Source organism: Spongiactinospora gelatinilytica (genome assembly GCF_003236385.1).
Classification (GTDB): domain Bacteria; phylum Actinomycetota; class Actinomycetes; order Streptosporangiales; family Streptosporangiaceae; genus Spongiactinospora; species Spongiactinospora gelatinilytica.
Map to the genome: position 1 here is coordinate 1 of NZ_POUA01000032.1, position 12,407 is coordinate 12,407.

11 protein-coding genes and 1 tRNA gene are annotated in these 12,407 nt (G+C 72.5%); 9 read left to right on the forward strand and 3 right to left on the reverse strand.

All coding sequences use genetic code 11. The annotated features are described in order from the left end of the window. The first annotated feature begins 135 nt into the window (after window positions 1–135). The 5 genes from C1I98_RS44920 (at window position 136) to C1I98_RS06690 (ending at window position 5,166) form a co-directional block, all read left to right on the forward strand. Window positions 136–261 (forward strand): hypothetical protein, encoded by a 126-nt coding sequence (locus tag C1I98_RS44920; RefSeq protein ID WP_267898020.1) that lies wholly within the window; start codon window positions 136–138, stop codon window positions 259–261. 318 nt (window positions 262–579) lie between these two features. Beyond that, window positions 580–1,692, forward strand: coding sequence for a hypothetical protein (locus C1I98_RS06670; RefSeq protein WP_111166195.1), 1,113 nt, complete (start codon window positions 580–582; stop codon window positions 1,690–1,692). Next, window positions 1,689–3,128: a hypothetical protein gene (locus tag C1I98_RS06675; protein WP_111166196.1), complete on the forward strand. Its 1,440-nt coding sequence runs from the start codon at window positions 1,689–1,691 to the stop codon at window positions 3,126–3,128. The genes C1I98_RS06670 and C1I98_RS06675 overlap by 4 nt, the downstream gene beginning before the upstream one ends. After that, window positions 3,125–4,429: an AAA domain-containing protein gene (locus tag C1I98_RS06680; RefSeq protein WP_199536764.1), complete on the forward strand. Its 1,305-nt coding sequence runs from the start codon at window positions 3,125–3,127 to the stop codon at window positions 4,427–4,429. The genes C1I98_RS06675 and C1I98_RS06680 overlap by 4 nt, the downstream gene beginning before the upstream one ends. A gap of 245 nt (window positions 4,430–4,674) precedes the next feature. After that, window positions 4,675–5,166 (forward strand): flavin-dependent monooxygenase, encoded by a 492-nt coding sequence (locus C1I98_RS06690; RefSeq protein WP_111166198.1) that lies wholly within the window; start codon window positions 4,675–4,677, stop codon window positions 5,164–5,166. A 29-nt stretch (window positions 5,167–5,195) separates the two neighbouring features. On the opposite strand, the gene C1I98_RS06695 is transcribed toward C1I98_RS06690, so the two are convergent. Further along, the gene (locus tag C1I98_RS06695; RefSeq protein ID WP_111166199.1) at window positions 5,196–5,570 is read right to left on the reverse strand and encodes a hypothetical protein; all 375 of its coding nucleotides are present in this window, start codon (window positions 5,568–5,570) and stop codon (window positions 5,196–5,198) included. Window positions 5,571–5,970: 400 nt separating this feature from the next. On the opposite strand from C1I98_RS06695, the gene C1I98_RS06700 reads away from it, so the two are divergent. Further along, the gene (locus C1I98_RS06700; RefSeq protein WP_111166200.1) at window positions 5,971–6,243 is read left to right on the forward strand and encodes a WGxxGxxG family protein; all 273 of its coding nucleotides are present in this window, start codon (window positions 5,971–5,973) and stop codon (window positions 6,241–6,243) included. A 104-nt stretch (window positions 6,244–6,347) separates the two neighbouring features. On the opposite strand, the gene C1I98_RS06705 is transcribed toward C1I98_RS06700, so the two are convergent. Next, window positions 6,348–8,018, reverse strand: a complete 1,671-nt coding sequence (locus C1I98_RS06705) for a WD40 repeat domain-containing protein (RefSeq protein ID WP_111166201.1) — start codon at window positions 8,016–8,018, stop codon at window positions 6,348–6,350. A gap of 245 nt (window positions 8,019–8,263) precedes the next feature. Between C1I98_RS06705 and C1I98_RS06710 the strand changes: the two genes are divergently transcribed. Beyond that, the gene (locus C1I98_RS06710) at window positions 8,264–8,488 is read left to right on the forward strand and encodes a hypothetical protein (RefSeq protein ID WP_111166202.1); all 225 of its coding nucleotides are present in this window, start codon (window positions 8,264–8,266) and stop codon (window positions 8,486–8,488) included. Between the two features lie 129 nt (window positions 8,489–8,617). On the opposite strand, the gene C1I98_RS06715 is transcribed toward C1I98_RS06710, so the two are convergent. Further along, on the reverse strand, window positions 8,618–10,213 hold the full coding sequence (locus C1I98_RS06715; protein ID WP_158557940.1) for an RICIN domain-containing protein: 1,596 nt from the start codon (window positions 10,211–10,213) through the stop codon (window positions 8,618–8,620). Between the two features lie 327 nt (window positions 10,214–10,540). Between C1I98_RS06715 and C1I98_RS06720 the strand changes: the two genes are divergently transcribed. Next, window positions 10,541–10,636, forward strand: a tRNA-Sec gene (locus tag C1I98_RS06720). Window positions 10,637–10,661: 25 nt separating this feature from the next. Beyond that, window positions 10,662–12,401: a selenocysteine-specific translation elongation factor gene (locus C1I98_RS06725; protein WP_111166204.1), complete on the forward strand. Its 1,740-nt coding sequence runs from the start codon at window positions 10,662–10,664 to the stop codon at window positions 12,399–12,401. Window positions 12,402–12,407 lie beyond the last annotated feature (6 nt).

The following is a 12,407-nucleotide window of genomic DNA, read 5'->3' on the forward strand; positions in this document are numbered from 1 at the left end:
GGGCTGGAGGGTGGGATGGGCCGGATGGTCAAGCCTGCCGAACGCCCTTGCTCGCTGGCTGTTCGTAGTCGTACGCTCACAATCGGCGATCACCGATCAGTGAAGTAGCCAGTGATGCGGAGGGAGACCACAAGGATGGGCAAGCACAGCGGACCTCCCAAGGACAGGCCGTCCGACCCCGCGCCGGGGCCGCAGCCGGACTCCGACCGGCCCGAGCCCGCGACGGGCGGTGATGAGGAGGAGGACGACGGCGAGGAGTAGGCCCGGCGGTGAGTGAGGCCGCGGGGCCGGGCTGAGCCGGGCTGGGCGACTTGCCGGTCGCCGTGACGTGACCGGCGACGTCGTCCCGACCTGCCGGTGGGCACCGACCCCACGAACCGGACGGATGTGCATTGATAAAGGGGAGAAGGGCCGTCCTCCAGAGCTAAAGTAACGTGTGGGAATGGACGGGCCGGAAGAGCGTGTGGTGGCCCTGGGACGGCCAGAGGGTATGGGCGTGTGTCGAAGGCCGGGCTGTCGGGGCCCCGTCCTGTGCCTGGTCATGTCCTCTCGGCCCGGTCCCTCTGGACTGGAGGTGGCGTGAGCGTGACCGGCGGAGGCGAGTACGGGCCGGGGCGGCTCGCGGCGTTGCGCGGCCCCGTCGAGCCGATCGATCACAACGCCCGTACGATCGCCGCCCTCGCCGCCAACCCCGGCTGTGACCGACGGGCCGTGCTCGACGCGGCCGGTGTGGACAAGGGCCGGACCATCCGGCACCTCGGGCATCCGCCGCGCTTCGGCCTGTCGCCGTTCGCGATGTTCCGCAACGAGCAGTTCAAGGCCATCGTCAAGGACGACGACGGCGCGCGCCTGGCCGGGCTGCTCCGCGAGGTGCTGCACCTGACCACCGCCGAGACCGCGTACCAGACCACCGGCGAGGAGGCCGGCGCCTCACGCGAGGTACGGCACCGCCGTACCGCGGACCTGCTGCGCGACGCCGCCCAAGCGGGACGGGCCGCCACCCTGCTCGACCGTCCGCTGCTCAAGCTCGCCGTCGCGGGCCATGACGTCTACCTGGAGCCCGACGTCATCGCCTTCCAGGCGGAAGGGCGCTTCCACATAGTGGCGATCAAGGCGTTCGCGGTCATCGACGGCCAGGCCGAGACCGCGAAGGTCTCCGCCGCCGCCCGCGAGGCCGCCGTCTACGTACACGCCATGCGGGCCCTGTTCGCCGATCTCGGCCTCGACCCCGAGCGGGTGTCGCACGATGTCGTCCTGGTCTGCCCGAAGGACTTCGGCAACGTGCCGACGGCCACCCTGGTGGACGTACGCCACCAGCTCCTGGTCCTGGACCGGCAGCTCGGCCGGCTCAAGGGCGTCGATCGCATCCTGGCCGCCCTCCCCGCCGACCTGACCTTCGACCTGGGCAGGCCCGCCGCCGAGGTGGCCGCCGCCCTGTCCGCGGTCGGGGCCCGGTACGCCCCCGAGTGCCTGGCGGCCTGCGAGATGGCCGCCTTCTGCCGGGCCGAGGCGCACGCCTGCGACTCCCTGGCGGCCCTGGGCCGTTCCGTGCGCGACGACTTCGGCGGGGTCGGTTCGGTCGCGGGCGCGATCGGCCTGGCGGAGGGCGCCGTGCTGCCCGAGGACGATCAGTCCGAGGTCGCCGAACGGCTCCGGCACATCCACAGGATCTATGACGAGGCGGTCGTATGACCCTGTTCCGCTCCTATCTGAAGGCGCGGGCGCGGCATGAGGGCCGGGCGCGGCCCGCCGCCACCGTCCGGCACGTGCATCTGTCGGACGCGCCGATGGTGTTCGTCCCGCTGCGGATGGCCGGCGAGGCCGCCGCCCCGCTCGGCGCGATGGTCGGGTGCGATCCGGCCGAGCCGCGCCTGCTGGTCGTGCCCCAGCCGCGCGACCGCGATCTGCGGTTCGCCTTCGCCGCCGAGCTGGCCTCGGTCATGGTCCCCTACATCGAGCGGTACGCCGCCGACAGCGAGGAGGTCGAGGCCCGGACCCCGTACCCGAGGTGCCTGGACGCGCCGCAGATCATCGTGCCGAACCGAGGCGCGCTCGCGTTCGTCCGCCTGCTCGGCCGGTCCACCAGGTTCCGCCGCACGGACGGGCCGCACGCCGTCGATCCGCTGGTGCCCGTACTCGGCCGCTGGCTCACCTACCTGCACGGACGCGGAGAGTACGCCGGGTCGGCGATGCTGCTGTCCCTGACCGACGCGCTGGCCGCCCACTGGGTCACCGGGCAGAGCGACGCCGAGGACACCGACCCGGCCGCGCTGCTCGGCTGGATCGACCCCCCGGCCGGGATGACCGGCCCGGAGGCGGCGGCCGTGGCCGAGGACCCGCGGCGTTCGCCGCCGCCCGGCCCGGACACCGACCCCGACTTCGACCGGCGGGTGCTCCAGCCGTCGATCGCCGACTACGACGCCTCCGGGTCGGCCGACCGGGTGCGGGCCGCGCTGCACGACCAGCTCCGGCCCACCTGGGATCTGGTCTGGCGGGGCGTGGCGCTGCTGCGCACGCTGCCGGAGGCACCGAGCGCCGTGCTGCGCTGGGAGCGCGACCGCGCGTCGCTGGCCGGGGAGAACGCGCGGATCGCCGAGGGCGGCCTGTCGCAGGGCCGCTGGGACTCCGCGGTGGCCGCGGCCAGGCGGCTGGCCATGCTGGAGATCGCCCAGCAGACCTACGAGGCGGGCCGGGCGTTCGACGATCCGCTGGTCATGGCCGAGTACCGCGCCGAGGGCGTGGCGTTCGCCGGCGAGGTCGTCGCCGTCGAGCCGGACCGCAAGATCATCCCGCCGGGCGGGAAGCGGCCGGTGGTCCGCCCGCTGGTGACCGTCAAGACGGCCGACCCACTGCGGCTGGCGCCCGGCAAGAAGGTGCTGTCCCCGTCGCGTCCCAGGCAGGCGGGCCAGATCCTCTCCGCCGAGGACGGCACGGTCGTCGTCCAGATCAACGGCGGCGTCAAGGACGGCGTGCCCGAGGTCGGGGAGACCGTCTGTTACGCCGACCTGGATCCGTCCGGGGGCCGCCGCCCGCCGCTGCCCGCGCTGGAGGAGACCCCGTGGACGCACGGCGGGCCGCCGCAGGAGTACGTCCCCACGGACGAGGACGCCCAGGAGGCGTGGTCGTGACCTCCGCGAAAGCCGCCGCTCAGGCCGTCACGGACGCGATCCTGGACGACTATACCGGCGGTGCCCACCGGGGCGTCGTCGTCGACTCCCCGCCGGGCGCGGGCAAGACGACGCTGGTCGTGGCCACGGCCATGCGGCTCGCCGCCGCCGACGAGCGTCTGATGATCGTCGCGCAGACCAACGAGCAGGTGGACGACCTGGTGGACAAGCTGGCGACCAGGTCGCCCGGCCTGACCATCGGACGCCTGCACGCCGAGGGCTTCGAGCCGCCGGAGCGCGTCCTGCGCCACTCCGCCGTCGTGCCGGACAACAAGATCGACAAGGTCGAGGGCTGCCAGGTCGTGGTGGCCACCGCCGACAAGTGGGCGTACGTGTCCGGCCGGTCCTGGCGGTGGGCGATCGTGGACGAGGCCTACCAGATGCGCTCGGACAAGCTGCTCGCCGTCGCGCCGCTGTTCGCGGACGGGCACACGTTGTTCGTGGGCGATCCGGGGCAGCTCGACCCGTTCTCGGTGGTCGAGAGCGAGCGCTGGAGCGGCCTGGCCTGGGATCCCATGCAGAGCGCGGTGGCGGTCACTCAGCGGATCAACGGCCTGCCGGTGCATCGGCTGCCGGTGTCGTGGCGGCTGCCCGGTTCGGCGGCCCCGGTCGTGGCGCGCGCCTTCTACCCGGCCGCGGGTTTCGCGGCGGGCACCGCGCCGGGGGAGCGGCGGCTTTCGCCCGCGGTGTCCGGCGGGACTCGCGGTCCGTGGGACGCCACCGTCGAGGAGGCCGCCGCGTACGGCTGGGCGCTGCACGAACTCCCCGCCCGCCACACCGTGCGCACCGATCCCGAGGTGGCCGCGGCGTGCGCCGGGATCGCCGCCCGGCTGCTCGAACGCGGTGTGACGGCCCACGACGAGCACGGCTCCCACGCGGTCACCGCGGCCCGCATCGCGATCGGCTGTGCGCACAACGACCAGGTGGCGGCGGTGCGCGCGGCGGGCGTACCGGAGGGCGTGACCGTGGACACGGCCAACCGGCTCCAGGGCCGGGAGTACGACGTCACGATCGTCTGGCACCCGCTGTCCGGGCGGCGCGACGCGACCGCGTTCCACCTGGAGTCGGGGCGGCTGTGCGTGCTGACCTCGCGGCACCGGCACGCCTGCGTGGTCGTGGCCAGGGCGGGCATCGCCGAGCTGCTGGACGAGCACCCGTCCAGCCCGCAGGTGCGGCTCAACGTACCGATCAAGTTCCCGGACGGCTGGGCGGCGAACCAGGCCGTCCTGGCTCACCTGGCCGGGCACCGGGTGCCCGCCTAACCGACGCCCGGCGGCTCGTACGGCAGGCCGAGCCGTCCGGCCAGGTCGCGCAGGCATTCCTCGTAGACCGGTTCGAGGTCGGTGTAGATGAAGTCGAGCTGGTGCAGGACCTCCATGACGTGTCACCGGCACGATGCGATACATCCGGTTCGTCGCGTACGAGCCGATCGGCTCGCCGTACACGCCGGGGCAGCACGTGCGCATCCAGATCAACGATCCGTTCTCGCTGTACGGGCTGCTGAAAGGTGCCGCCTGCGGCACTGCGCCCGGGGACCGAGGTCCGCGACATACGCCCGGACGGCACGGTCGTCCACGCGGGCGGCACGCTCACCGGTGACCTGGTGGTCGGCGCGGACGGCCTGCGCAGCGTCACCCACGCCGCCCACGCGATGACGCCCAATGTCGGACAGGGGGCCTGCCAGGCGCTCGAAGACGCGGTCGTGCTGGCGGCCGAGGTCGCCGAGCGCGGGACGGCGGCCGGGCTGCGCGCCTACGACCTGGCCAGACGGCCGCGCACGCAGATGGTCGTCCGCCGGTCACGGGGGATCGGCCCGGTGGCGCACTGGACCGCGCCGCCGCTGGTCGCGCTGCGCGACACGGTCATGCGGATGATGCCGTACGCGTCGCTCGTCCGCTCCTTCCGGCCCCTGGTGGACTGGCCTGCGGCTTCCGGCGCGGAACGGCCGGCGGTGGGCACGGGGGCACCGCCGCCGGCCGGGTCACTCAGAGATCACTGAGCTTGTGGTGCTCAGCCTTTCGGGGACGCTCAGTCGACGCAGATCGCGTAGACGCTGATGCCCACGTCGTTGTAGCCGATCTGGCGGCCGAGGGCGATCCAGCCGCGCCCGTCGGTGGTCGGGAACGAGCCGACCAGGATCGCCCCGTTGCCCTGGGCCTCGCCGCCACCGCCGAGCACCCTCTTGCTCCCCGGGCAGTAGAGCGTGCGGCGCTGGAAGTTGGGGACGTTGGCATTGGGCAGGGTGACGATCTCGTAGCCGGGCGGCACGGCGGCCGGGGCGGCCTGCTGTGCCTCCGCGGCGGCCGGCGCCGACGTGGCGGCGAACGCGGTCGCCGGGACGGCCGAGGCCACACAGGTGGCGGCGAGGGCGAGGGCGACGCGCGTGGTGCGGTTGAGCTTCACTTACTGTCTCCCTTTCTACGCCCCTCCTGGCAGGTGGTTTCGTTCACCGGCAGCACGAAATACGGCAGTGCGGTGAGTGATTCCCGTGTCTGGAGGGGGACGTGATGCTTACACGATGAGTATCCATGCGATCACGCTTTGTGTCGAGTGCTATCTGTGTTCGAGTGAATACGTAAGGTGAAGAGGTTTCGGGAGCTTCCCGCGGGCATTCCAGGCGCTGCCGTGAAATGGGAAACCGCAGGCCAAAAAACAGTACAAAAGGGTGGCTTGCCGACTCCTAATGAGGTTTGGGACAACCCGCCGACGGTAGGCGAAACTGCGTAGGCACCATCGCGGCCGGGCATGGCCGGGCCGCCGATCAGGGCTCTTGAAGGAGAGTCCGTCGAAATCGGGGGGGAAAATGCGTAGAACCATCGCCGGCCTGGGGCTGATCGCCAGTCTCGGGCTCGCCCCAACCACGGCGATCGCCGACGCCCCTGCGGCCTCGGTGGCGTACACCCAGGCCTCACCGGCACCGCAGCCCGGCGGCGAAACCGAACAGGGCGGCGGCAACGCCGGCTTGTGGGGCCTGCTGGGCCTCACGGGCCTGCTCGGCCTCATGGGGCTGCGCAAGCAGCACCAGAGGGGCCGGGAACACATGGGTACCGGGGACATCCGGCACGACCGCCCGTGACACACGGGCTCCAAGGGGGTATCCCGTCGCGACGGGATACCCCATTCCGGACACCCGGCCGCCTGCGCTTCTGATTCCCGGCGCGGGGTTTTGGGTTTGGGCGGCTACAGCTTTCGGATTCGCCATAAGCGGGCGGTTCTGTCCACACTCGCGGTGGCGACCAGGTCGCGGCGGGGGCTGAAGGCCAGTGCGCGTATTCTGCCCGTGTGGCCCGCGAGGGTGGTGAGGTGCCGCTTGGTGTAGATATCTCCCAGCCAGACCCGTGTGTCGGCCTTCCATGGTTCGGTCATCCCGCTCATACCGCAGACCGCCACGACGTCGCCGCGCCGGCCGAGCTGGAGGTCCTTGTCCTGGCCGGGTGGCCCGGCGAAGGCGACCCAGGGTTCTGACAGGGGACGCCCGGGATGTACCGGCCAGACCCGGACCGTGCCGTCCAGGCTGCGGGTCACCACGTCGGCGAGGCCGGTGGCGCCGTCGTCGTTGACGATCGTGCCCGATGCGACGACGTCGAAGGCGGTGAGGCTCTTCCCGGCCGCGACGTCCCATACCGACACGCTGCGCGGCCCCTGGTCGACGCGCATGAGGCGGCCCTCCGGCCCGAACAGGACGCGGCTCTTGCCGGGCTCGGGGAACGGCAGGCTGGCCGTCCTGCGGGCGCGGGCCACGTTCCACAGCCGTACCATCGGGTCGTTCGCGTTGGTGGCCAGGACGTGCCCGTCCGGGCTGAAGGTGATCGCCGCCAGGCCGGTGTGCCCGCCGAGCAGGGCGATGAGCGTCCGGCCGGACATGTCCCACAGCCGCACCTTCGCATCATGGCCGCTGGTGGCCAGGACGCGCCCGTCCGGACTGAACCTGACGAGCACCGGACCGGCGTGGCCGGTGAGGACGGTGAGCAGCTTCATGGTGGTCATGTCCCAAAGGCGCACGGTCCCGTCGAAGCTGCTGGTGGCCAGGACCCGGCCGTCCGGGCTGAACACCACCGACCCGACGTAGTGGGTGTGCCCGGTGAGCACGGTGAGGCGCCTGCCGGTCGCCACCTCCCACAACCCCACGGTCCCGTCGAGGCTGCCGGTGGCGAGGACGCGTCCGTGCGGGCTGAAGGCCACGGTGTCCACCACGTCGGGATGGGGCAGGACCGAGACCTGCGCCCCCACGATGGGCGTGGGGTCGGGCCGGGGCCTGGGCGTGGCGCGGGCGCGGCGGAGCAGCTCCGGTACCGCGAGCGCGATCCCCGCGCCCAGCGTGCCCGCCACCGCGGCAGTGGCGAGCAGGTCACGGCGGGAGAAACCGCCGGAGGCCGCGGGCCGCCGTTCTTCGTGATCCTCCCCTGCGGTCGCCGGGACATCGGCGAGCGGGGAACCGGCCGCTTTCCGGTCATCGCCGGGCCGGGTCCAGGCGGCCTTCCCGGCGAATTTCTCGCCCGTTGCCCCGTAAAATTCTCCGGCGGCCTTCCCCGGTGATTCTCCGCTCGTTTCTCCGGCCGTTTCCCTGAGCGTTTCCTCGCTCAGCCGATAACGGGCCGCCGTCCATGCGGCGACCTCCTCATCGGGCAGCCCGCACGCCTTGGCGAAGGCGACCAGGAGGTCCTTGCGCGGCAATGTGTCCCGCTGGAGCGCCGCGGCCAGCGTGTTGTGCGGGAGTACCCGGCCTGCCGCGGCGGCCCGCTGCGCGAGCTGCCGATAACTCAGCCCGGACCAGCTACGTAACCTGCGCATTCCTGCCACGAACTCCGCGGCCGTCCGCGCCTGCTCTGGATCCGGCGCTTTGCCGTCCATCCGCCGCTACCGCCTTCCACGGGCAACCGGCCTGGTCCACCGTGGTCCGATCCGGTCGACCAAGGCCCATGACCTGGACGAACACCTCCGAGCAAAGCCGACCATAGCAGACCATGGAAATGTGTTGCCAGGCCAAACCGAGCGGCTGAGACTAGGGCACCGACGGGCCGCGTACCGAATTTAGAGCAGGGCTCATAATTCGCGTGGCCGGTCCAGGAAAATCCCGCCGGAAAGAAGGGGAAGTCATGAGGAAAGCGCTGACCAAAATCGGCGCAGGGACGGCTCTGCTGGCCGGGTCGATTTTTCTCGCCCAAGCACCCGCGCAGGCCGCGCAATGGTATGCGGCTGGATACTACTCGTCGTACGGCGCCTGCGATGCCGCCGGCGACGAGATGAAGGCCGAGGGTGCTGCCTGGTCCACCGACTGCCGGAAGAAGGGAAGCCGCTGGCAACTCTGGTACTACCGGTGATGGCGTACTACCGGGGATCAATGTAGGACCGCTGATCGACACGGCAAGCGGCCTGCCGATGTCTGTCCACACGCTCGCGGTGGACCTGGTACGGCGGGCCGGACGCTCAGGCTCCGGCCCGCCGGTGGGTCAGGCGATCCTGTTGGCGGTCCAGCGCTGGGACGGCTGGACCGTGGAGCACGCGGCGAGGACGAGCCTGGTGCCGGCGCCGGTGCCCGCGCCCTCGGACTGCGCGCACAGGCCGGCGGCGACCGACCTGACCTGGTAGGTCAGACCCGAGATCGCCGGGAACGTCCACTGCTGCGCGGTCGTCCCGGTACAGGGGGTCTGCACGATCTTGGTGCCCGGCGCGGTCGCGCCGCCCAGCGGGGTCAGGCACTTGAGGCTGTGCAGGCTGCTCAGCGTGAAGCCGGTGCCCGCGGGCGTCAGCTTCCACTGCTGGTTGGCCTGGCCGTTGGCGGGCCACTGCACGATTTCGGCGTTGTCGTTCTCGTTGAAGGAGAACAGGTCCATCGCCTGGTTGGGCCCCGAAGAGTCGACCAGGTCGTTGGTCAGCATCAGCACCGCGCCGGACTCGGGCTGCCCGGCAGGGTCGGTGGCCGCGTTGGTGGTGACGGTGAGCGGCTGCGAGTTCGCCGAGGTGCGCGTGACACCCCCATAGGTGACGCGCTGGCGGACGGTGTAGGTGGCGGTGGTGTTGGACGGCAGGCCCGTCACCCGCGCGGTGGTCTGCCAGCCGGGTACCGTCGCGACCACCGACCCGTTGCGCAGAATCTGGTGGTCCGAGGTGTACCCGGAGCCCGTGGGCAGCATGCTCGGCAGGAAGCCGAACGCGATCGAGCTGCCCTCGACGTCGGCGGCGCGCAGCAGTTGCGGCGGCAGCGGCGGGATCGTCGTCATGGCCGGTACGGCGGCGCCGGGCTCCAGGTAGCGGCTGTGCAGCGCGGCGTTGAAGTGGGTCGGCAGGTAGGAGCCCTGCGGGACGATCGCGAAGTAGTCGTCACGCCCGCAGTCGAGCAGCCGCACCGCCAGCGGGTCGGGGCACGCCACGGTGCCGGTGTTCTGGCACAGCGTCTCGTTGCCGTCGGTGCAGTGCCCGCCGCCGTCGGCGTGCGGCGCGTACGGGAGTACGCCGCCGAGGGTGTGCGCCACCTCGTGTGTCACGGTATGCCCGGAAAAGCAGGAGGGCTGGAACGTGATCCAGAACGTCTTGCTGTTGTGCAGGTTGCCGGTGCCGGGCGAGTCGTCGTTGCCGACGCCGTCGTTCTCCGCGCCCGCGCAGTTGAGGCGGTGGTTCTCGGCGAGGATCACGTAGATCCGCTGCGGGGTGTTGTACCCCATGGTCTTGAGCAGGTTGACGAAGGTGCCGCTGTTGGTCGATCCCGTGGGCACCTCGATCGAGGAGATGACCGGCTGGCAGCCGGTGACGCCGGTCAGGAAGCGCAACCAGCGCTGCGCCCCGTCCCGCCGGGCGCTGTCGTTGATGTTCTGCTGCGCGGTCCAGGCGGCGGCCCGCATGACCGGCTCACGCTCGGCGAACCGGTTCGACCCCGGTTCGTAGGTGTAGAGGAGCTGCACCCGGTGGCCGCTGGTGCCGTCACCCGCGCATTGGACGGGTGGCGCCGCCGCCACCCCGCCCGGTACGGCTGCGGCCGGGGTCACGGGTAACGCGGCCAGACCCCCTGCTGCCAGCACGACGGCCATCACCAATTGACGAATTCGCATACCCATCGCTTTCTGTGCGCATGACTTTCCCGGCGAAGCGTAATCGCCCGGTGCCGGGGTCTCAATCACATAAAAACGGGCGCGTTGGGCGGCGATTTCACGGGGACACGGGAGAGCGGCCGACGGCCCCGGGCTCCGCCGGGCCAAGGGGCGGGCGAACATCAAGGCGGCGAGCGGGGCCCACCGGGTTCGGCACACCGTTCATGCACGGTGTGGCGAGTCCTGTGTGACCGCTCTTGTCAAATGCCTGACCAGAGGCTGTGGAAGAACTTCGACGTGCCGGAGTGCCGCTCGCGGCCGGTACGGCTGCCGCGTTAGGGTGATCGTGGAGGCGCGTGGGTTCCTGGTGGTCCTCCTGGCCTTCAAAGCCATGGGGCGGCGCTCCGCGTCGCCGGCGGGTTCGATTCCCGTTCGCCTCCGCCACCGAGGGGCGGGAGGGCGGTACATCATGCAGGTGATCGCGACCGCTGGTCATGTGGATCATGGGAAGTCGACGCTCGTGCGGGCGCTGACCGGGATGGAACCGGACCGGTGGGCCGAGGAGCGCCGCCGGGGGATGACCATCGACCTCGGGTTCGCCTGGACCACCCTGGCCTCCGGCCGGCGGGTCGCCTTCGTGGACGTGCCGGGGCACGCCAGGTTCGTCACCAACATGCTGGCCGGGCTGGGGCCGGTGCCCGCGGTGATGTTCGTGCTCGCGGCCGACCAGGGCTGGCAGGCCCAGTCCCAGGAGCACTGGGAGGCGATCCGCGCGCTCGGCGTGGAGCACGGGCTGCTGGTGGTCACCCGGTGCGATCTGAGGGAGCCGGGGCCCGCCCTGGCCGAGGCCCGCGAGCACATCGGATGGCCCGTGGTCACGGTGAGCGGGAGTACCGGGCAAGGGCTCGGCCTGCTGCGGGCGGCGCTCGACCGGCTGACCGGCGCGCTGCCCGCGCCCGACGCCGCCGCGCCGGTACGGCTGTGGATCGACCGGGCGTTCACCATCAAGGGCGCGGGGACGGTCGTCACGGGCACGCTGCCGGCGGGCACGCTGCGGGCGGGCGACCGGCTCCTGCTCGCGGGCGAGCCGGTGCGGGTCAGGGGGTTGCAGGCGCTGGGGGAGCCGTCGCCGCAGGTCACGGCGACCGCCCGCGTCGCGGTCAACCTGCGCGGCGTAGGTCGGGACCAGGCGGCCAGAGGCATGACACTGCTCACCCCCGACGCCTGGCTCCCGACCGACACCACGGACGTACGCCTGGACACCGCCGGACCAACGGCCGCGGATCAGGAGCGGGTGTGGCGGGAGGCGATGTTGCACATCGGGTCGGCGTCGGTGGCGGTGCGGGTGCGGCCGTTGGGGGCCGGGACGGCGCGGCTGACGCTGGCGCGGCCGTTGCCGCTGCGGATCGGGGACCGGGCGCTGCTGCGCGGTTCGGGCCGCCCGATCGTCGGGGTACGGGTCCTCGACGTACGCCCGGCGCCGCTCCGCCGTACCGGCGCGGCCCGGACCAGAGCCGCCGAACTCGCCGCCTTCGCCGCCCCCGGCGACCCCGTGCCCGACGCCGCCACCGTGCTGCGCTGGCGCGGCATGGCACAACGAGCCGAACTGGTCGCGATGGGCTGCGACCCCGCCGCCCTCGCCGCGCCGGCTGCGGACGGCTGGCTGGTCGATCCCGGGACCTGGGCGGAGCTGTCCGACCGGCTCGCGGCGCTGGCCGCCGCCCAGCCGGGCATCCCCGTGGACGCCGCCCGCACCGCGCTCGCCCTCCCCACGCGCGGGCTGGTCGAGGCGCTGGCCGGGTCGCGCCCGCCGCTGAGCGTCGCGGACGGCCGGATCGACGCGGCCGGCGGCCTGCCGGAGCCGGTGCTGGCGGCGGTCGGACGGCTGCGCGCCGAGCTGGCCGCCGCGCCGTACCGGGCCCCCGAGGCCGCCCGGCTGACCGAACTGGGGCTCACCGCCCGCGTGGTGGGCGCGGCGGCGCGGGCCGGGCTGCTGCTGCGCCTGGCCGGCGGGGTGGTCCTACCGGCGGGCGCGGACACGGCGGCGGCGCGGCGGCTGGCCGAGCTGGGCCGGCCGTTCACCGCGGCGGACGCCCGTACCGCGCTCGGCACCACCCGCCGCGTGGTGATCCCGCTGCTGGAACACCTCGACGCGCGCGGCCTCACCCGCCGCCTGGACGACCGGCTGCGCGTGGTCGCGGCCCCTTGAGCGGAT

Excerpts from the sequence above, each read along its gene's own strand:
- C1I98_RS44920 (WP_267898020.1), top strand. The coding sequence starts at position 136 with ATGGGCAAGCACAGCGGACCTCCCAAGGACAGGCCGTCCGACCCCGCG.
- C1I98_RS06725 (WP_111166204.1), top strand. The coding sequence starts at position 10,662 with ATGCAGGTGATCGCGACCGCTGGTCATGTGGATCATGGGAAGTCGACG.
- C1I98_RS06705 (WP_111166201.1), bottom strand. The coding sequence starts at position 8,018 with ATGGACGGCAAAGCGCCGGATCCAGAGCAGGCGCGGACGGCCGCGGAG.
- C1I98_RS06700 (WP_111166200.1), top strand. The coding sequence starts at position 5,971 with ATGCGTAGAACCATCGCCGGCCTGGGGCTGATCGCCAGTCTCGGGCTC.
- C1I98_RS06710 (WP_111166202.1), top strand. The coding sequence starts at position 8,264 with ATGAGGAAAGCGCTGACCAAAATCGGCGCAGGGACGGCTCTGCTGGCC.
- C1I98_RS06715 (WP_158557940.1), bottom strand. The coding sequence starts at position 10,213 with ATGCGAATTCGTCAATTGGTGATGGCCGTCGTGCTGGCAGCAGGGGGT.
- C1I98_RS06675 (WP_111166196.1), top strand. The coding sequence starts at position 1,689 with ATGACCCTGTTCCGCTCCTATCTGAAGGCGCGGGCGCGGCATGAGGGC.